A 19,082-nucleotide genomic window follows, 5' to 3' on the forward strand; every position below is an offset into this window, starting at 1 on the left:
GTATTGCATTGCACAGTGCGAAGCATGCACAGGATGCCGATTCATCGACGAGCGCGCACGGTCGCGCGATCAATGCAAAGCAGCATCCTGGCGTTCGACACGAGCATCCGCGTACCTGAAAAACACCAGCTCGCACGAAGCTCGTGCACGTCACACCGACACGCCGACCATGTCGTTCGCGTGCCATCTTTCCTCGGTTACAATCGGCGCATGCGAATCCTACTCAGCAACGACGACGGTTATCTGGCGCCGGGCCTCGCCGCGCTTTACGAAGCGCTGAAGCCGATCGCCGACGTCACCGTGATGGCTCCCGAACAGAACTGCAGCGCCGCGTCGAATTCCCTGACGCTGTGGCGGCCGCTCTCGGTCCTGCGTTCGGCGAACGGTTTCTACTACGTGAACGGCACGCCGACCGACTCGGTGCACATCGCACTGACCGGCATGCTCGACCATACACCGGACCTCGTCGTGTCGGGTATCAACAACGGCCAGAACATGGGCGACGACACGCTGTATTCCGGCACTGTCGCGGCCGCCACCGAAGGCATCATGTTCGGCGTGCCGGCCATCGCGTTTTCGCTGGTCGACAAAGACTGGGTGCATCTCGAAGACGCGGCGCGGGTTGCCGCCGAAATCGTCGCGCATTATCTCGCGCGGCCGTTGCCGGGACATCCGCTGCTGAACGTCAATATTCCTAACCTGCCGTATGACCAACTGCGCGGCTGGGAGATCACGCGACTCGGCAAACGTCATCCGTCGCAGCCGGTGATCCGCCAAACCAATCCGCGCGGCGAACCGATCTACTGGATCGGCGCCTCGGGCCAGGCGCGCGACGCGAGCGAAGGCACGGACTTCCACGCGGTCGCGAACGGCGCCGTGTCGATCACGCCGCTGCAGCTCGATCTGACCTACACGCAAATGCTGCCCGCGGCGCGCGACTGGCTACGCGCCGGGAGCGGCAGTTCATGACCGGCGAGCGCGCGAAGCGCTTTCCGCTTGGTCTCGAGGACCTGGTGCGCGAGCCGCGCCGGCCCGAGGGACGTCCGGGGCAGATGCGCGCGGCGGCGCTCGCGGCGAGCGCGGCGTTGAATGCGCGGCAGCAGTCGGCGAAACCGACGCAGGGCGGCGCGGCCGCACGAGCGCAAGCGAGGACTTCCGCTGCTGCTCAAGCAACGTCAACGTCTGCGGCGCGACCCCAGGTAATTCCCCAGGCGAAGACGCAAAGCGCAACGTTGGGCACGCCAACGGGAACCACCGGTGTGCTGCCGCCGAAGCCGCAGGCGGCGCCCGTCCCAAAGACAACGGTCAACTCGCTGGCTGGAGCATTGGCGGGGCAGCCTGTCAAGCAAACACCGAAGTCGTCGGTCAAGCCAGGCAAAACCTCGACGCACGCGTCTGCACACGGCGCACGTCCGACGCCATCGCCACTTCAGTCGCAACCGCAGCAAAGCGCGAAACCCGCGTCGAACGCCGTGCTAGCCGGTGCGATGAGCGGCGCCTTCGGCGGCGCAAGCAGCGGCGCGATGAACAACGCTCTCGCGCTGACCTCGGAACGGGTTCGCGAACGCATGGTCGAACGCCTGCGAGCCAATGGCGTCAGCGACCAGCGTGTGTTGAACGCGATGGCGGCGGTGCCGCGCCACATGTTCGTCGATCCGGGTCTTGCGGCCCAGGCGTACGAAGATGCCGCGTTGCCGATCGGTCATCACCAGACCATCTCGAAGCCGTCGGTGGTCGCGCGAATGATCGAACTCGCGGCGGCCGGGCGCGCGCTGAACACGGTGCTCGAAATCGGCACCGGTTGCGGCTATCAGGCGGCGGTGCTGAGCCAGGTCGCGCGCGAGGTTTATTCGATTGAACGCATCAAGCCGCTGTCCGAGCGCGCGAAGACCAATCTGCGTCCGCTGCGCATTCCGAATATCCGGCTACATTACGGCGACGGGCGGCTCGGTTTGCCGTCGGCGGCGCCGTTCGACGCGATCGTGATCGCGGCGGCCGGGCTCGACGTTCCCCAGGCGTTGCTCGAGCAGCTTGCGATCGGCGGACGTCTGGTTGCGCCGGTCGGCTCGCAGGAAGGACAGAGCCAGGTGCTGACGCTGGTCGAGCGCCTCGGCCCCGCGCAATGGCGCGAGTCGCGGCTTGATCGCGTTTTCTTTGTACCCTTAAAATCCGGAGTGATTTGACACCGATGAGTATGTTGCGCGCGATGCAGAGAACCACCCCGAATACCCCCTTGACCGTAACCCAGCGCAGCGTGTGCGTGCTCGCCTTGTCCCTGTTGATGACGGCCTGTGCATCCCGGCTCGACCAGGCGCCCGTCGTCGACCGCTCCGGCGGCGGCGTGCTCTCCACCGCGCAGGGCGCGGCCCAACCGGCGGTGCCGCTCGGCCCGCCGCCGCCCGGTTACTATCGCGTGAAGCCGGGCGATACGCTGTACCGCATTGCGCTCGAAAACGGCCAGAATTACCGCGACATCTCGACGTGGAACAACCTGACCAATCCGAATCAGATCGAAGTCGACCAGCTGCTGCGCGTCGTGCCGCCGGGCGCGAATACCGCGGCCATGACGCCGGGCGTGTCGACCGCGCCGATCGGCAACACGGGCGCGGCGCAAAGTGCACCGCTGAACAACAACGCGCCGGCTGCGGTCGGCGCCGCGATGCCGCCGCTCTACGGCGGCGCGACGAACGGAACGCCCGCGAATGGTGCGGTAGCTGCGCCTCCGGCCAATTCCTCTGCGGCGAACGCCGAGCTCGGCAGCGCGGCGGCTGGCAACGTAGCATTTGCATGGCCGGTGCGCGGTCCGTTGCTCAACACCTTCAACGACTCGACCAACAAGGGCGTCAATATCGGCGGTTCCGCGGGCGAGCCGGTTAAAGCGTCGGCCGATGGTCGCGTCGTTTATGCCGGAAATGGGCTGCGTGGTTACGGCAATCTCATTATCATCAAGCATGATGCAACTTATCTCACCGCGTATGCACACAACCGCGCTTTGATGGTAAAAGAGGGGGACGCGGTAACGAAAGGGCAGAAGATCGCTGAGATGGGCAATAGCGATTCCGACCGCGTGATGTTGCATTTCGAAGTTCGCCGACAGGGTAAACCAGTCGACCCACTGAAGTATTTGCCGCCGCAATAAGCGATACGACCATGCCGAAATCGAAGCGCCGCCCGCCGCAAGCCGAGTCTGAGACGATCAGCGAAGTCACGTCCGCCGCAGTGGACGAAAGCGGCGCTTCGGAAGTGGAAGAGGAGATCGCCGAGGAGCGCGATCTCGACGAACGCCAGGGCGGCCTCGACGACAGCGAGGGCGCCGACGCGCGCGAAAGCACTGGCGATGCGCTGCCCGACGCCGACGACTTCCGCGCACTGCTGCAGGCCGAACTCACGGCCGACACGATCCAGCATTATCTAAACCGCATCAGCGTGAAGCCGCTGCTCACCGTCGAGGAAGAGCAGAAATATTCGCGGCTTGCCAAGGCCGGCGAGTTCGAAGCGCGGCAGGTGATGATCGAGCGCAATCTGCGGCTGGTCGTCAGCATTGCCAAGGGATATCTGAATCGCGGCGTGCCGCTGCTCGATCTGATCGAGGAGGGCAATCTCGGCCTGATGCACGCAATCGAAAAATTCGATCCGACGCGCGGCTTCCGTTTTTCGACTTACGCGACCTGGTGGATCCGCCAGAGCATCGAGCGCGCGATCATGAACCAGGCGCGCACCGTGCGCTTGCCGGTGCATGTGATTCGTGAGCTGAACCAGGTGTTGCGCGCGAAGCGCCATCTGGAAAAGAACTCGATGAATTCGGGCGAAGCGGCTGAGCGCCGCGACGCAAGCATCGACGACATCGCCTATCTGACCGGCAAGACCACCGACGAAGTCACCGACATCCTCGCGCTGAACGAGCACACCGCGTCGCTCGACGCGCCGCTCGACCTCGATCCGGCGAGCAGTCTGCTGGATCTGCTGTCGGACGACCAGAGCCAGTCGCCAGACGCCGAGGTGCAGCATCGCGAGCTCGAAACGCTGACGCGCGCATGGCTCGCGCGTTTGTCGGACAAGCACCGCCACGTGATCGAGCGGCGCTTCGGTCTGAATCATATCGAGCCCGCCACGCTCGAGGAGCTGGCTGACGAAATGGGCCTCACGCGCGAGCGTGTGCGCCAGATCCAACAGGAAGCGCTGGTGCGGCTCAAGCGCTTCTTCGCCTCAAACGGTGTCCGCAAAGACGCCGTTCTCTGACCTGATGACACCGATTCTTGTTTTCGACATCGAGACGATTCCCGATGTCGCCGGCATCCGCCGTCTTGAAGATTTGCCGGCGTCGATGAGCGACGCCGACGTCGCCGAGCACGCGTTCGCCGCCCGCCGCGAAAAAACCGGCAGCGATTTTCTGCCGCATCACCTGCAACGGATCGCGGCGATTTCCTGCGTGTTTCGCGACAACAACGGTTTTCGTGTGCGCTCGCTCGGCACGCCCGAGGACGGCGAGGCGACGCTCGTGCAGTCGTTCTATCGCGTGATCGAAAAATACACGCCGCAGCTCGTGTCGTGGAACGGCGGCGGATTCGACCTGCCGGTGCTTAACTATCGCGCGCTCGTCAACGGCATCCCCGCCTACCGGTTCTGGGATCTCGGCGAGGACGACCGCGACTTCAAGTGGAACAACTACATCAGCCGCTACCACGCGCGCCACACCGACCTGATGGACGTGCTCGCGATGTACCAGGCGCGCGCGAACGCGCCGCTCGACGCGCTCGCGAAGTTGTGCGGCTTTCCGGGCAAGATGGGCATGGACGGCAGTCAGGTGTGGCAGGCGTTCCAGCAAGGGCGCATCGAGGAAATCCGCAACTACTGCGAAACCGACGTCGTCAACACGTACCTGCTGTATTGCCGCTTCCAGCTGATGCGCGGCGGCTTTTCGCCGTCGGAGTATGCTGATGAGATCAACCTCGTGAAGAACGCGCTCGCGCTCGAAACCGCGCCGCAGTGGGCCGAGTATCTGGCGGCGTTCGAGCAGTAAGGGCGCGCGAGTAGGGCGTCCGCCGGGGCGCCGCGCGGCGACTCGGGCGCGCGATCCGCACACGCTCCCTACGTCGAGCACACCGCGCGACAGGCAAGCCCGGCGCTTCGTCTACAATCTCGCCTTTACCCCATAGTTTGTCAGGAAGTCCGCAGGTGTCCCGAACTGCCCCCCAACGTCGCTCGCCGCGGCGCTCATCGAAGCATGCGAAGGCGCACGCCCCGGCGCCGGCGCCCGTCATTACCGGCAACGAACCGGTCATCGAAATCGTTTCGCTCGATATGGAAGCGCGCGGCGTGGGCCGCACCGCGAGTAAAGACGGCACGCCAGGCAAGGTCGTGTTCGTCGAAGGCGCACTGCCGGGTGAACTCGTCAGTTATTCGACGCATCGCAGCAAGCCGAAATACGAGCAGGCCGAAGTCGTGCAGGTGTTCCGCGAAAGCGTGATCCGCACGACGCCGAAATGCACGTACTTCAACATCTGCGGCGGCTGCTCGATGCAGCATCTCGACATGCGCGCGCAGGTGGCGGTCAAGCAGCGTGTGCTCGAGGACAACCTGCAGCATCTGGCGAAGCTGCGCCCCGAGACGGTGTTCCGGCCGATTCACGGGCCGTCCTGGGGTTATCGCTATCGCGCGCGGCTCGCGGTGCGCTATCTGCCGGAACGCGGCGGCATGCGCATCGGCTTTCACGAGAAGAAGAGCAGCTATATCGCCGACATGAAGACCTGCGAGGTGCTGCCGCCGCATGTGTCGGCGATGCTGATGCCGCTGCGCTTCATGGTCCGCAAGCTGTCGATCTACGACCGTATGCCGCAGCTCGAGCTCGCCGTCGGCTCGTCGGTCACGGCGCTCGTCGTGCGCAACCTCGAACCGCTGACGGCTGAGGACGAGCAGGTGCTGCGCGAGTTCGCGGACGAGCACAACGTGCAGTTCTGGATCCAGCCTGGCGGTCCCGACACGGTCACGCCGCTTTATCCGCTCGACGTGCAGCTCGACTACACGCTGCCGGAATACGGCATCCGCATGCCGTTCAAGCCCACTGATTTCACCCAGGTCAATCACGCGATCAATCGTGTGCTGGTGAGCCGCGCGTTGCGCCTGCTGGCGCCGGCACGCACCGACCGCGTGCTCGACCTGTTCTGCGGGATCGGCAATTTCACGCTGCCACTCGCGCGAATTTCGCGGGAAGTGGTCGGCATCGAGGGCAGCGAAGTGCTGACCCAGCGCGCGCTCGCGAACGCGGAACTGAATGGCGTCGCCGGGCATACGTCGTTCGCGTGCCGCAACCTGTTCGAAGTGAGCGCCGACGACCTGCGCGCGCTCGGCCACTTCGACAAGTTCCTGGTCGACCCGCCGCGCGAAGGCGCGCTCGCGATCGCGAAGGCGCTCGCGGAGATCGCGCAGAGCGGCAACGGGCCGCTGCCGAAGCGCATTGTCTACGTGTCGTGCGCGCCGGGCACGCTCGCGCGCGATGCCGGGCTGCTCGTGCATGAGGCCGGCTATCGGCTGGTGGGCGCGGGCGTCGTCAATATGTTCCCGCATACGTCGCACGTGGAATCGATTGCGCTGTTCGAGCGCGATTGAGTCGCGCGGCGAGCAGAAACGAAAACGCCACGACCTCGGTCGTGGCGTTTTCGTTTTCAGACGACGCTCAGTGTGCCGTCGGCGCGTGAGGCGTCAGAACTGCCACCACGACTTCGCCGTGCCGGGCCGTGCGTGGCCGGTCACGTACGGGCTGTCGGGGAAAGTGCCGGCCAGCACGCGACGCGTGTCGTCAGCGAGTTGCTGGTTGTTCAGCTTCTCGTACGACAGAATCATGATGTGCAGCGCGTCTTCGATGGCCGGCGCGTTCTTGTACTCCCGCAAGGCGAGCTGCGCGCGGTTGATCGCGGCGACATAGGCGCCGCGGCGATAGTAGTAGTCCGCCGCGTGGACTTCATGCGATGCCAGCGCATTCACGATGTAGCGCATGCGCTGCGCGGCGTCCGGCGCGTACTTGCTGTTCGGGAAGCGGTCCACCACGACCTTGAACGCGTCATACGACTCGCGCAGCGACTTCGGATCGCGCTCGCTCATATCCTGGCCCGAGAAGCGGCCGAACAGACCGAGGTCGTCGTTGAAGTGGATCATGCCCTTCAGGTAATACGCGTAGGCGATGTCCGGGTGATCCGGGTGCAGCTGGATGAAGCGGTCGATGGCCTGGTCGGCAGCGGCGTTTTCGTTGTCTTTCCAGTTGCAGTACGCGACGTTGATCTGCGCCTGCTGGGCAAAGTGGCCGAACGGGTCACGGCCCTCGAGCAGCTCGAAATACTTCGCGCACTTGCCCCAGTCACCACCGGTCAGGGCGTCGTTCGCCTCCGTATATAATTTGTTGTTGTTCCACGTTGCCGTTTCATCGGTCTTCTCCGGCAGGCCGTGGCAAGCCGCAACAGCGACGACGGCCGCGGCGCACGCAATGTATCCGGCCACTTTCCGGGCCGCCTTCTTGATGGCCGCCAAATTGATCGCCGCTTCAGTGATGGTGTTCAAGGCTCGCATTTTCCAGTCTAGCTTTACGTCCAGGTGACCCAGATTCAATGACCCGCTCAAATACTCCAGGCACCGCAGGCGCCGGGAATGGCAACAAAGATTATAGCGTAAGCGCCGATCCGGCCGACGCGTTGGGCGTCGATTCCCTCGATGACGATTTCGCCGGCGACGCGCTCGCCGCGAGCGGTCCGCAAGGCTCCGCGGCCAAGGCGGCGCCCGTGCCCGTGCGCGCGGCCGACGAAGCGCCGCGCAGCGTCGTGGTACCCGACGAACTGGCCGGCGAGCGCCTAGACAAGGTGCTCGCCAAAGTATTCCCCGAGTTCTCGCGCAGCCGTCTGCAAAGCTGGATCGAGGCGCAGCGGGTGCGCGTCGACGGCAAGCCGGCGAAGATCCGCCAGCCGGTGCCGCTCGGCGCCACGATCGAACTCGTGCCCGATCTGCTGCCCGAGCAGCTCGCGTTCACGCCAGAACCGGTGCCGCTCGAAATCGTCTACGAGGACGACACGCTGGTCGTCATCAACAAGCCGGCCGGCATGGTCGTGCATCCGGCTGCCGGCAATTGGAGCGGCACCGTGCTGAACGGACTGCTGCACCGCTATGGCGAGGCAGCGGCGGGTCTGCCGCGCGCGGGCATCGTGCATCGGCTCGACAAGGAGACTTCGGGATTGATGGTGGTCGCGCGCACGCTCGAGGCGCAGACCGACCTCGTGCGTCAGTTGCAGGCGCGCACGGTCAAGCGCCGCTACCTCGCGCTGGTGTGGGGCAACATGCCCGACGAAGGCACGATCGACGCGCCGATCGGCCGCGACCCGCGCGAGCGCACGCGCATGGCCGTGGTGACGGGCGCGGCCGGCAAGCCGGCGCGCACGCATTTCCGGCGCGTGGCCTCGGCGATCTGGCAGCGTCAGCCGGTCACGGCGATCCACTGCGATCTGGAGACCGGGCGCACGCATCAGATTCGCGTGCATTGCGCGCATATCGGTCATCCGCTGCTCGGCGACCCCGTCTACGGACGCGCGCGCGGCAAGCGCTCGGTCACGCCGCTGCCGGACGGCTTCGCGCGCCAGGCGCTGCACGCGTGGCGGCTCGGCCTGATCCATCCGAAGACCGGCCGCTCGATGCAATGGCGCGCCGACGTGCCGGCCGACATCGAGGCGTTGTCTGCCGCGCTCGGTCTGGGTCGCGACGACGCGGGCGAGTTCGACGACGCGTATGACGAGGACGAGGACTACGATGCATCGTTCGACGACGGCGCGTACGATGAAGACAGCGACCACGACGAGGACGATCACGCATGAGCGCCAATCTGCCGGAGCTGGGTTTTGCCGATGTCGTGCAACCCGCATGGAACGTATCGCCGCGCGTGCGCGCGCTCGTCACCACGCGCGACGGCGGCGTCAGCGACGCGCCGTTCGGCCGCTGGCGCGACGGCGCTGACCAGCCCGGCGGGCTGAATCTGGGCATGAAGACCGGCGACGATCCTGCTGCGGTCGCGAGCAACCGCGCACGGCTCGTCGCGCTTACCGGCGTTCGCGAGGCCGCGTGGCTCGAACAGATCCACGGCGCCGGCATCGTGCGCGCCGAGGATGCGCTCGCGCACGCGCGCGAGCATGGCGCGCCGGCGCGCGCCGACGCGAGCGTGACCGATCGCGCCGGCATCGCGTGCGTCGTGATGGTGGCCGATTGCATGCCGGTGCTGTTGTGCGACGAAGCGGGGCGCGCGGTCGGCGCCGCGCATGCCGGCTGGCGCGGACTCGCGGCGGGCATCGTCGAGCAGACCGCCGCGCGCGTCGCGGCGTTGGCGGGCGTGCCGGCGAGCGAGTTGCATGCGTACCTCGGACCGTCGATCGGACCCGACGCATTCGAAGTCGGCGCAGACGTGCGTGACGCTTTCATGACTGATGTCGACGGCGCACAACGCGATGCGACCGCGAAGGCGTTCGTCGCACATCCCGGGAATGCCGGCAAATATCTCGCCGATCTGCCAGCGCTCGCGCGTTTGCGCCTGCAGCGGCTCGGCCTTACGCGTATCAGCGGCGGCGATCTGTGCACGGTCACGCTGCGCGAACGTTTTTATTCGTATCGCCGTGACCGCGAAACCGGCCGGATGGCTGCGTTGATCTGGATCGACGAACAGGCGCAATCCATTGCCGATTAATTCGGGGTAGCGCGCGCATCTCGTCATACTTTTAAAATCGAGCGGCGGTTTTATTTCGCGCGAATGCGCACCGGTTCAACACCTTTTTTGTTGCGCTGCCGGAAGACGGTCTAATAGCTCGAATCGCCCGCCTGCTCTGTGCCCGACCGAACGAATAAATATGCTTAAGTACCATGCGCCGTAGGACTTTTTCGATTTGCGTGCGGCCTGGAACATTTGATTCGCAAAAGCGCGATTTGCCATACAGGGAAAACGATAATTAAAAAAATATCGCACTGCGGCAAAATCGGGAGCAAGCATTGACATGCCTTGTGATGGGGAGCAAGAATGTTCCTTCTAAGCTCCTCCTCGTTCATGGGACAGGGTGTGACGAAGTCGCGAGCAATCGCTCCGTGCGCACGAACCTGCCTCTCAACCCGTCCGCAAGGACTTACCGGTCAAAAGCAGGCATGGCAGCATCTCATTCCTCAGCTTCCCCCAGCACGGACTCCTCGAAGGAGCAGACGCAGCAGGCCGGTACCAGCGGTGCATCGTCAGCCGCAGGCATGCAGCAATTTCTCGACGCCTGGATGAACGCCTGGCGTTCGTTCGGCGCTCAGCCCAACGGCGCGGCATTCCAGATACCTTCAATGCCGCAGATGCCGGACCTCGCGCAGATCACGGCGGGCTTTCCGCAAATCCCGGGATTTCCCGGCATGCCCGACTTCAGCAAGCTGGCCGCTGGCGCGCTTCCGGGGCTGAGCATTCCCACCGCCGCAATTCCGCCCGAGCGTTTGCAGAAGCTGCAGACCGACTATTCGCGCGAGGCGATGGAACTGATCCAGCAGGCCACCACGTCGGCGATCAAGGCGCCCGAACTCAAGGACCGGCGCTTTAGCGCGGAGGCCTGGAGCCAGGCGCCGGCCTACGCGTTCACCGCCGCGTGGTATCTGCTGAATGCGCGCTATTTGCAGCAGATGGTCGACGCGCTCGACACCCAGCCGAAAACACGTGAGCGCATTCGCTTCGCAGTCCAGCAGTGGACCGCGGCGGCCTCGCCGAGCAACTTCTTCGCACTGAATCCCGAAGCGCAGAAAACGCTGCTCGACAGCAAGGGCGAGAGCCTGCGCCAGGGCGTGATGAACCTGCTCGGCGACATGCAGCGCGGCAAGATTTCCCAAACCGACGAATCGCGTTTCACAGTCGGCGAGAACCTCGCGAACACCGAAGGCTCGGTCGTGTTCGAGAACGATCTGCTGCAGCTGATTCAGTACAAGCCGCGTACGGCGACCGTGCGCGAGCGGCCGCTCCTGATCGTGCCGCCGTGCATCAACAAGTACTACATCCTCGACCTGCAGCCCGAGAATTCGCTGGTCGCGCACGCGCTTGATTCGGGCCACCAGGTGTTCCTGATTTCGTGGCGCAACGCCGATCAGTCGATTGCGCACAAGACCTGGGACGACTACATCGGCGAAGGCGTGCTCACTTCGATCGACACCGTGCGCCAGATCAGCGGCCGCGAACAGATCAATACGCTCGGCTTCTGCATCGGCGGCACATTGCTCGCCACCGCTCTGGCGGTGGCCGCGGCGCGCGGCGAACATCCGGCAGCGTCGATGACGCTGCTCACCGCGATGCTCGACTTCTCCGACACGGGCGTGCTCGACGTGTTCGTCGACGAGGCGCACGTGCAGATGCGCGAGCAGACCATCGGTGGCAAGAACGGTGCGCCGCCGGGACTGATGCGCGGCATCGAATTCGCGAACACGTTCTCGTTCCTGCGTCCGAACGACCTCGTGTGGAACTACGTCGTCGACAACTACCTGAAGGGCCGCACGCCGGTGCCGTTCGACCTGCTGTACTGGAACAGCGACTCGACCAGTGTGCCGGGTCCGATGTACGTCTGGTATCTGCGCAACACGTATCTCGAGAACAAGCTGCGCGAGCCGGGTGCGCTGACCACTTGCGGCGAGCCGATCGATCTGTCGAAGATCGACGTGCCGACCTTCATCTACGGTTCGCGCGAAGACCATATCGTGCCGTGGCAAACCGCGTACGCGTCGGCGCCGCTGCTTACTGGACCGCTGAAGTTCGTGCTCGGCGCGTCGGGTCATATCGCTGGCGTGATCAATCCGCCCGCGAAGAAAAAGCGTAGTTTCTGGAAGCTCGAGAGCGACGCGAAGACGCTCCCCGAAAGCGCGGACGAATGGTTCGACGCGGCGACGGAAGTGCCCGGCAGCTGGTGGCCCGAATGGACTGAGTGGCTCGATCAGTACGGCGGCAAGAAGGTGAAGCCGCGCGCCACGCTGGGCTCCGACGAATTCCCGGTCATCGAGCCGGCGCCGGGCCGCTACGTGCGGCAACGGGAGTAGGTTTCACGCACGGGCTCGACGCGCGCGTCCGAAGTTGCTGCGCGGTCGGCCGGTGCATAGGTGTTTGGCAGGTGAATGAGCGTCTGGTTGATGAAGGCGTGAGAGCAACGCAAGTTGCAACGCAATTTTTAACGTAACGGGCTGCGGCGCAGTTTGCCGGGGTGCCCTGAGGATATGGAAATGACTGATGTTGTGATCGTATCGGCCGCTCGTACTGCAGTGGGCAAGTTTGGTGGGTCGCTGGCGAAGGTTGCCGCACCTGAACTCGGAGCGATCGCGGTGCGCGCCGTACTCGAACGGGCAGGCGTGAAGCCGGAACAGGTGAGCGAAGTTATTCTGGGCCAGGTGCTGACGGCGGGCTCCGGTCAGAACCCCGCGCGTCAGGCGCTGATCAAGGCGGGTTTGCCGTCGGCCGTGCCGGGCATGACGATCAACAAGGTTTGCGGCTCGGGTCTGAAGGCCGTGATGCTCGCGGCCAACGCGATCATCGCCGGTGATGCGGACATCGTCGTCGCAGGCGGCCAGGAAAACATGAGCGCCGCGCCGCACGTGCTGCCGGGTTCGCGCGATGGTTTCCGCATGGGCGACGCGAAGCTGATCGACTCGATGATCGTCGACGGCCTGTGGGATGTGTACAACCAGTACCACATGGGCGTGACGGCTGAGAACGTCGCGAAGGAACACGGCATCACGCGCGAACAGCAGGACGCGTTCGCGGCGCTGTCGCAGAACAAGGCGGAAGCCGCGCAGAAGTCAGGGCGCTTCAACGACGAAATCGTGCCGGTCGAGATTCCGCAACGCAAGGGCGAGCCGCTGCGCTTCGCCACCGACGAATTCGTGCGTCATGGCGTGACGGCCGAATCGCTCGCGGGCCTGAAGCCGGCGTTCTCGAAGGAAGGCACGGTCACGGCGGCGAATGCGTCGGGCCTGAACGACGGCGCGGCCGCGGTGCTCGTGATGTCGCTGAAAAAAGCGGAAGCGCTCGGCCTCACGCCGCTCGCGCGCATCAAGGCGTACGCGAACGCGGGTGTCGATCCGAAGGTGATGGGCATGGGCCCGGTGCCGGCTTCACGCCGCTGCCTCGAGCGCGCGGGCTGGACACCGGCCGACCTCGACCTGATGGAAATCAACGAGGCATTTGCCGCACAGGCGCTCGCCGTGCACAAGCAGATGGGCTGGGACACGTCGAAGATCAACGTGAACGGCGGCGCCATTGCGATCGGCCACCCGATCGGCGCGTCCGGCTGCCGGATTCTCGTTACGCTGCTGCACGAAATGCAGAAGCGCGATGCGAAGAAGGGTCTGGCGTCGTTGTGTATCGGCGGCGGCATGGGTGTCGCGCTCGCGGTCGAGCGAGTTTAAAGTACGTTGGGTACGCCGCGCGCGATCGCGACCGTTCGCGCGCGGCCTTCGCCGGCACAGGCGTCTGGCCGCGCCGCACGCCAACTGGCGGTGCAGCGCGCTGCAACAGGTGACTCGTGCCGGCAGTGCGCGTTGCCAGACGGTCGCCCGGCGGCAACGTGAACCAGCATCAGGCGAGGCACGAGGCCGCCGGCAGGCGCCTCGACAACGATAACGGAGTGTGGTTTATGACACAGCGAATTGCGTACGTAACGGGCGGCATGGGCGGCATCGGCACCAGCATCTGCCAGCGTCTGCACAAGGAAGGCTTCAAGGTGATCGCGGGCTGCGGCCCGAATTCGCCGCGCCGTGCGAAGTGGCTCGACGAGCAGAAGGCACTGGGCTACGACTTCGTCGCCTCCGAGGGTAACGTCGGCGACTGGGAATCGACCAAGGCCGCGTTCGACAAGGTCAAGGCCGAAGTCGGCGAGATCGACGTGCTGGTCAACAATGCCGGCATCACGCGCGACGTCGTGTTCCGCAAGATGACGCACGAAGACTGGACCGCGGTGATCGACACCAACCTGACCAGCCTGTTCAACGTCACCAAGCAGGTGATCGACGGCATGGTCGAGCGTGGCTTTGGCCGCGTGATCAACATTTCCTCGGTGAACGGCCAGAAGGGCCAGTTCGGCCAAACCAATTATTCGACCGCGAAGGCCGGCATTCACGGCTTTACGATGTCGCTCGCGCAGGAAGTCGCGACCAAGGGTGTGACGGTCAACACCGTGTCGCCGGGCTACATCGGCACCGACATGGTCAAGGCGATCCGCCCGGACGTGCTGGAAAAAATCGTTGCGACGATTCCGGTGCGCCGTCTCGGTCAGCCGGACGAAATCGGCTCGATCGTCGCGTGGCTCGCGTCGGAAGAATCAGGCTTCGCCACCGGCGCAGATTTTTCGCTGAATGGCGGCTTGCATATGGGCTGAGCCATCGGCGCGCCGGACCGGAAGGCGGCGTGCTTCGGCTCAGATGGTTTCGCCGGCGTCCCGGCTGCGCAATGTACGCTATTGCACAGCCCGGACGCCGTTTCCGCGTTTGCTTAACTCGAGCTTAAAGGCGTTACATGACTACTACTACAAAGAAAACGGCCGAACGACTGATCAAGAAATATCCAAATCGTCGGCTCTACGACACCGAGACGAGCACCTACATCACGCTGACTGACGTGAAGCAGCTCGTGCTCGATCAGGAAGATTTCAAGGTGATCGATGCCAAAAGCAACGAGGACCTGACGCGTTCGATCCTGCTGCAGATCATTCTCGAAGAGGAGAGCGGCGGCCTGCCGATGTTCTCGTCGTCGATGCTGTCGCAGATCATCCGGTTCTACGGTCATGCGATGCAGGGCATGATGGGCACGTATCTGGAAAAGAACATCCAGGCCTTCATCGACATTCAGGCGAAGCTCGCCGACCAGTCGAAGAATCTGTATGAAGGCAAGGCGATGAACCCCGAGGTCTGGTCGCAGTTCATGAACATGCAGGCGCCGATGATGCAGGGCATGATGACCAGCTATATCGAGCAATCGAAGAACATGTTCGTGCAAATGCAGGAGCAGATGCAGAACCAGGCGAAGACCATGTTCGCCACGTTCCCGTTCACGCCGGGCGGTGCGGTCAATGCGAGCAACGCGAGCAATGCGCCGGCTACGCCGCAGGGCAATCCGGAGCCGGAGAAGAAGTGAAGGGATGAATGGCGGCGAGGTCCGCTCGGCTCGACCAGGGCTTTGGGGTGGCCCGCGGACGCGAAGCCGACCTTCATGGCAGCAACGGGATCACCCGACTTGGCTGAGCCAGTTATTGGCGTCGGCGCACCGTTGGCATCCAGCTGCTCCGTTGCCAATCCCCTTCCTGGCTTGCAGGAGTGCCCAGCCTCCGACGCGCTACAATATCGGCCCGCGCGTGGGGACGCTTTTCCGTCGGAACCGGATTCCGGCCGCGGTTCAAGGTCCGTAGCAGTCCCACTGCCGCCACATCGCTGCTAGCGCCGTTACCGTTTTCCTTCCGCTGGACCCTTCCTATGTTTGAGACCGTCTCCCTGATCGCGTCAGCGTCTTCCGTTGCGAAGGCTGCACGAATCAGTCTTCGCTGATCCGCTGTTTCACCCCCATTCTCATGAACCGGCTGTTTCTCGCCCCAATGGAAGGGCTTGCGGACTACGTGCTGCGCGAGGTGCTGACGAGCGCGGGCGCTTTCGACGGCTGCGTGTCCGAGTTCATCCGCATCACGGGCTCGATGCTGCCCACGCGCGTCTATGAGCGCGAGGCGCCCGAGATCCTGCACGCGAGCGTGACCGCCAGCGGCACGCCGATGGTGATTCAACTGCTCGGCAGCGATCCACAGTGGATCGCGCGCAATGCTGCGTACGCGGCCACGCTGTCGCCCTACGGTATCGACCTGAACTTCGGCTGTCCCGCCAAAGTCGTCAATCAGCATGGCGGCGGCGCGATGCTGCTCGCGAACCCTGAGCTGCTGAACCAGATCGTCTCGGCCGTGCGCGCCGCGGTGCCGGCCGATATCGCGGTCACGGCAAAAATGCGCCTCGGCGTGTCCGACACGTCGCGGGCGATCGAATGCGCGCAGGCGCTCGTGGACGGCGGCGCGGCCTCGCTCGTCGTGCATGCGCGCACGCGCGACGACCGCTACCGGCCGCCGGCGCACTGGGAGTGGGTCGCGCGCATCGACGACGCCGTCGATGTGCCCGTCATCGCGAACGGCGAGGTCTGGACGGTGGCGGACTGGCAGCGCTGCCGCTCGGTCAGTGGCTGCGCGGACGTGATGATCGGGCGCGGCGCCGTGTCGGACCCGTTCCTCGCGCAGCGAATCCGCGGGCTCATGGACCCGTGTCCGTCGGCCGACGAATGGCCGCAGGTGCTGGGTTCGATCGTCGGCTACCTGAACAAGCTGCGGGCGCACGGCTCGCTGACTCATGAGCACGGCCGCGTCAAGCAGTGGCTCAGCTACCTGCAGCGGACGTGGCCGCAAGCGGCCGAGCTGCATGCGGCGATCCGTCGAGTGCAGGACTCTGACGAAATTCTTACGGTGATCGGCCAGACGCTGGCGGCCGCAGGCGCGACGGCCCCGACGCGTGAGCACGTTTCCGGCGCCGAAAACAGCGAGCTGAATCAACCCGATCCGGCCGAACTGATCCCCGTTTGAAGACTAGAATTCAAAGACTTACGAGCGGTGGCGGTGGCGAACCGCTACAATTCACGGTTTAACGTCTTCAAGCGGTTCCCCATGTCTTCCACCCCCTCGAACGCTCCGGCCGCGCCGGGCGCCACGCCGAAAGTCGGCTTCGTTTCCCTCGGCTGCCCCAAGGCCCTCGTCGATTCCGAGCAGATCATCACCCAGCTGCGCGCCGAAGGCTACGAAATCTCCGGCACCTATGACGGCGCGGATCTCGTGGTCGTCAACACCTGCGGCTTCATCGACGAAGCCGTGCAGGAAAGCCTCGACGCGATCGGCGAAGCGCTGAACGAAAACGGCAAGGTGATCGTCACCGGTTGCCTCGGCGCGAAGAAGAGCGCGAGCGGGTCGGGGCTGATCGAGGAAGTGCATCCGAAGGTGCTCGCGGTGACCGGCCCGCACGCGGTCGGGGAGGTGATGCAGGCGGTGCACAGCCATCTGCCGAAGCCGCACGACCCGTTCGTCGATCTGGTGCCCGCCGCGGGCGTCAAGCTCACGCCGCGCCACTACGCGTACCTGAAAATTTCCGAAGGCTGCAATCATCGCTGCACGTTCTGCATCATCCCGTCGATGCGCGGCGATCTGGTGTCGCGCCCGGTCGCAGAAGTGATGCTCGAAGCGGAGAACCTGTTCAAGTCCGGCGTGAAAGAACTGCTCGTCATTTCGCAGGACACGAGCGCATACGGCGTCGACGTCAAATACCGCACCGGTTTCTGGAACGGCAAGCCGATCAAGACGCGCATGACGGATCTGGTCGCCGCGCTCGGCGAACTCGCCGCGCAATATGGCGCGTGGGTGCGTCTGCATTACGTGTATCCGTACCCGAGCGTCGACGAAGTGATTCCGATGATGGCCGCGGGTCCGTACAAGGGCCACGTGCTGCCGTATCTCGACGTGCCGTTCCAGCACGCGCATCCGGAAGTGCTCAAGCGCATGAAGCGCCCGGCCAACGCCGAGAGGGTGATGGAGCGCGTGAAGGCATGGCGCGAGATCTGCCCGGATCTGACGATCCGCAGCACGTTCATCGCCGGCTTCCCGGGCGAGACCGAAGAGCAGTTCGAGACGCTGCTCGACTTCATCCGCGAGGCGGAGCTCGATCGCGTGGGCTGCTTCGCGTACTCGCCGGTGGAAGGCGCGAGCGCGAATGAGCTCGACGGCGCGCTGCCCGACGAAGTGCGTGAGGAACGTCGCGCGCGCTTCATGGAAGTGGCCGAGCAGGTGTCGGCGAAGCGCATCGCAAAGAAGGTCGGCAAGACGCTGAAAGTGCTGGTCGACGACATCAACGCGGACGGCGGCATCGGTCGCACGGCGGCGGATGCGCCGGAGATCGACGGCGTCGTCTACATCGCGCCGTCCACCAAAGCGTCGAAGCGCTACAAGGTCGGCGATTTCGTGTCGGTGAAGATCACCGGCGCGGACGGTCACGATCTGTGGGGCGAGGTCTAAGCGATGACGCTCGGCGCGGCTCAAACACCGGACATCCTCGCGCTCGGCGAGGCGATGATCGAATTCAACCAGTCGGCGAAGGATCAGCCGAACTACCTGCAAGGCTTCGGCGGCGACACGTCGAACTTCTGCATCGCGGCCGCGCGCCAGGGTGCGAGAACCGGCTTCGTGTCCGCGGTCGGCGCCGATCATTTCGGACGTCTGCTGGTCGATCTGTGGGAGCGCGAGCAGGTCGACACGTCGTTCGTGCGCATCGATGCGCAAGCGTCGACCGGCGTCTATTTCGTGTCTCACGGTCCCAACGGCCACGCGTTCGACTATCTGCGCGCGGGCTCGGCGGCGAGCCGCTATGCGCCCGCCGATCTGCCACGCGACGCGCTCGCGGCGGCGAAGGTCGTCCATCTGTCCGGCATCAGTCTCGCCATCAGCGTCAGCGCCTGCGACGCCGCGCTCGAAGCGATTGCGCATGCGCGTGCGAATGGCGTGCGCGTGAGCTTCGACACCAATCTGCGTCTGAAGCTGTGGCCGCTCGCGCGGGCGCGCGCGGTAATGCTCGAGGCGATCCGCCAGACCGACATCTGCCTGCCGAGCTGGGACGACGTTACCGAACTGACGGGGCTGACCGGTCGCGACGAGATCGTCGATTTTCTGCTGTCGCACGGGCCGAGCGTGGTCGCGCTGAAGCTCGGCAAGGACGGCTCGTATATCGCGACGCCTAACGAACGGTGCGTCGTGCCGGGCCACGTCGTCAACGCGGTCGATGCGACCGGCGCCGGCGACTGCTTCGGCGGCGCATTCATCGCGCGCATCGTCGCGGGCGACGATCCCTTTGCCGCCGCGCGCTACGCAAACGTCGCCGCCGCGCTGTCGACGCAAGGTTATGGCGCGGTCGCGCCGATTCCGTCGCGCGAGACCGTCGAGAGGTTGCTGGCAGGCTAGACATTACGCAAGCCGCGCGCGGCGCAGCATGGCCCGCGTTGGCGCAAT

Annotated in this window: 16 protein-coding genes; 15 read left to right on the top strand and 1 reads right to left on the bottom strand. The window is 64.7% G+C overall.

From position 1 onward, the window contains the following. Window positions 1–210: 210 nt before the first annotated feature. The 6 genes from surE to rlmD all read left to right on the top strand — a co-directional run bounded on the left by surE (window position 211) and on the right by rlmD (window position 6,606). Window positions 211–969, top strand: a complete 759-nt coding sequence (gene surE, locus GCT19_RS11310) for a 5'/3'-nucleotidase SurE (protein WP_026228027.1) — start codon at window positions 211–213, stop codon at window positions 967–969. Beyond that, entirely contained in the window at window positions 966–2,183 is a 1,218-nt protein-coding gene (locus GCT19_RS11315) for a protein-L-isoaspartate(D-aspartate) O-methyltransferase (RefSeq protein ID WP_018432068.1), read from the top strand. Before surE ends, GCT19_RS11315 begins: the two co-directional genes overlap by 4 nt. A 5-nt stretch (window positions 2,184–2,188) precedes the next feature. After that, the gene (locus GCT19_RS11320; protein WP_026228026.1) at window positions 2,189–3,139 is read left to right on the top strand and encodes a peptidoglycan DD-metalloendopeptidase family protein; all 951 of its coding nucleotides are present in this window, start codon (window positions 2,189–2,191) and stop codon (window positions 3,137–3,139) included. 11 nt (window positions 3,140–3,150) lie between these two features. Next, on the top strand, window positions 3,151–4,239 hold the full coding sequence (gene rpoS, locus GCT19_RS11325; RefSeq protein WP_013089354.1) for an RNA polymerase sigma factor RpoS: 1,089 nt from the start codon (window positions 3,151–3,153) through the stop codon (window positions 4,237–4,239). Between the two features lie 4 nt (window positions 4,240–4,243). Next, a complete protein-coding gene (locus GCT19_RS11330) occupies window positions 4,244–5,020 on the top strand; it encodes a 3'-5' exonuclease (protein ID WP_018432066.1) in 777 nt (258 codons plus the stop codon). 155 nt (window positions 5,021–5,175) lie between these two features. Continuing rightward, window positions 5,176–6,606, top strand: coding sequence for a 23S rRNA (uracil(1939)-C(5))-methyltransferase RlmD (rlmD, locus tag GCT19_RS11335; protein ID WP_321576786.1), 1,431 nt, complete (start codon window positions 5,176–5,178; stop codon window positions 6,604–6,606). Between the two features lie 93 nt (window positions 6,607–6,699). Here the strand turns inward: rlmD and GCT19_RS11340 are convergent, their stop codons facing one another. After that, complete coding sequence (locus GCT19_RS11340) at window positions 6,700–7,560, bottom strand: outer membrane protein assembly factor BamD (protein WP_013089357.1); 861 nt, start codon at window positions 7,558–7,560, stop codon at window positions 6,700–6,702. A gap of 38 nt (window positions 7,561–7,598) precedes the next feature. Here GCT19_RS11340 and GCT19_RS11345 point away from each other — a divergent pair, with 38 nt between their 5' ends. The 9 genes from GCT19_RS11345 (at window position 7,599) to GCT19_RS11385 (ending at window position 19,034) form a co-directional block, all read left to right on the top strand. Beyond that, window positions 7,599–8,849: an RluA family pseudouridine synthase gene (locus GCT19_RS11345; RefSeq protein ID WP_026228023.1), complete on the top strand. Its 1,251-nt coding sequence runs from the start codon at window positions 7,599–7,601 to the stop codon at window positions 8,847–8,849. After that, a complete protein-coding gene (pgeF, locus tag GCT19_RS11350; RefSeq protein ID WP_018432062.1) occupies window positions 8,846–9,709 on the top strand; it encodes a peptidoglycan editing factor PgeF in 864 nt (287 codons plus the stop codon). Before GCT19_RS11345 ends, pgeF begins: the two co-directional genes overlap by 4 nt. A 545-nt stretch (window positions 9,710–10,254) precedes the next feature. Next, window positions 10,255–12,060 (top strand): class I poly(R)-hydroxyalkanoic acid synthase, encoded by a 1,806-nt coding sequence (phaC, locus tag GCT19_RS11355; protein ID WP_152852073.1) that lies wholly within the window; start codon window positions 10,255–10,257, stop codon window positions 12,058–12,060. 180 nt (window positions 12,061–12,240) lie between these two features. Beyond that, complete coding sequence (locus tag GCT19_RS11360) at window positions 12,241–13,422, top strand: acetyl-CoA C-acetyltransferase (protein WP_018432060.1); 1,182 nt, start codon at window positions 12,241–12,243, stop codon at window positions 13,420–13,422. A 227-nt stretch (window positions 13,423–13,649) separates the two neighbouring features. Next, window positions 13,650–14,390, top strand: a complete 741-nt coding sequence (locus GCT19_RS11365; protein WP_013089362.1) for a 3-ketoacyl-ACP reductase — start codon at window positions 13,650–13,652, stop codon at window positions 14,388–14,390. 137 nt (window positions 14,391–14,527) lie between these two features. Then, window positions 14,528–15,145, top strand: coding sequence for a polyhydroxyalkanoate synthesis repressor PhaR (gene phaR / locus GCT19_RS11370; RefSeq protein WP_018432058.1), 618 nt, complete (start codon window positions 14,528–14,530; stop codon window positions 15,143–15,145). 430 nt (window positions 15,146–15,575) lie between these two features. Continuing rightward, window positions 15,576–16,619: a tRNA dihydrouridine synthase gene (locus GCT19_RS11375; protein WP_152851966.1), complete on the top strand. Its 1,044-nt coding sequence runs from the start codon at window positions 15,576–15,578 to the stop codon at window positions 16,617–16,619. Between the two features lie 81 nt (window positions 16,620–16,700). After that, window positions 16,701–18,095: a 30S ribosomal protein S12 methylthiotransferase RimO gene (gene rimO / locus GCT19_RS11380; RefSeq protein ID WP_152851968.1), complete on the top strand. Its 1,395-nt coding sequence runs from the start codon at window positions 16,701–16,703 to the stop codon at window positions 18,093–18,095. A 3-nt stretch (window positions 18,096–18,098) separates the two neighbouring features. Then, complete coding sequence (locus tag GCT19_RS11385; RefSeq protein WP_152851969.1) at window positions 18,099–19,034, top strand: sugar kinase; 936 nt, start codon at window positions 18,099–18,101, stop codon at window positions 19,032–19,034. Window positions 19,035–19,082: the final 48 nt, after the last annotated feature.

Source organism: Paraburkholderia atlantica (assembly GCF_009362785.1).
In the GTDB taxonomy this organism is placed as follows: domain Bacteria; phylum Pseudomonadota; class Gammaproteobacteria; order Burkholderiales; family Burkholderiaceae; genus Paraburkholderia; species Paraburkholderia atlantica.

What these genes read in the sequence shown, in the direction of transcription:
- GCT19_RS11345 (WP_026228023.1), top strand. Translation starts at nt 7,599, where the DNA reads ATGACCCGCTCAAATACTCCAGGCACCGCAGGCGCCGGGAATGGCAAC.
- GCT19_RS11340 (WP_013089357.1), bottom strand. Translation starts at nt 7,560, where the DNA reads ATGCGAGCCTTGAACACCATCACTGAAGCGGCGATCAATTTGGCGGCC.
- GCT19_RS11360 (WP_018432060.1), top strand. Translation starts at nt 12,241, where the DNA reads ATGACTGATGTTGTGATCGTATCGGCCGCTCGTACTGCAGTGGGCAAG.
- rimO (WP_152851968.1), top strand. Translation starts at nt 16,701, where the DNA reads ATGTCTTCCACCCCCTCGAACGCTCCGGCCGCGCCGGGCGCCACGCCG.
- phaR (WP_018432058.1), top strand. Translation starts at nt 14,528, where the DNA reads ATGACTACTACTACAAAGAAAACGGCCGAACGACTGATCAAGAAATAT.
- GCT19_RS11385 (WP_152851969.1), top strand. Translation starts at nt 18,099, where the DNA reads ATGACGCTCGGCGCGGCTCAAACACCGGACATCCTCGCGCTCGGCGAG.
- GCT19_RS11330 (WP_018432066.1), top strand. Translation starts at nt 4,244, where the DNA reads ATGACACCGATTCTTGTTTTCGACATCGAGACGATTCCCGATGTCGCC.
- pgeF (WP_018432062.1), top strand. Translation starts at nt 8,846, where the DNA reads ATGAGCGCCAATCTGCCGGAGCTGGGTTTTGCCGATGTCGTGCAACCC.
- GCT19_RS11375 (WP_152851966.1), top strand. Translation starts at nt 15,576, where the DNA reads ATGAACCGGCTGTTTCTCGCCCCAATGGAAGGGCTTGCGGACTACGTG.
- GCT19_RS11365 (WP_013089362.1), top strand. Translation starts at nt 13,650, where the DNA reads ATGACACAGCGAATTGCGTACGTAACGGGCGGCATGGGCGGCATCGGC.
- GCT19_RS11315 (WP_018432068.1), top strand. Translation starts at nt 966, where the DNA reads ATGACCGGCGAGCGCGCGAAGCGCTTTCCGCTTGGTCTCGAGGACCTG.
- phaC (WP_152852073.1), top strand. Translation starts at nt 10,255, where the DNA reads ATGCAGCAATTTCTCGACGCCTGGATGAACGCCTGGCGTTCGTTCGGC.
- GCT19_RS11320 (WP_026228026.1), top strand. Translation starts at nt 2,189, where the DNA reads ATGAGTATGTTGCGCGCGATGCAGAGAACCACCCCGAATACCCCCTTG.
- surE (WP_026228027.1), top strand. Translation starts at nt 211, where the DNA reads ATGCGAATCCTACTCAGCAACGACGACGGTTATCTGGCGCCGGGCCTC.
- rpoS (WP_013089354.1), top strand. Translation starts at nt 3,151, where the DNA reads ATGCCGAAATCGAAGCGCCGCCCGCCGCAAGCCGAGTCTGAGACGATC.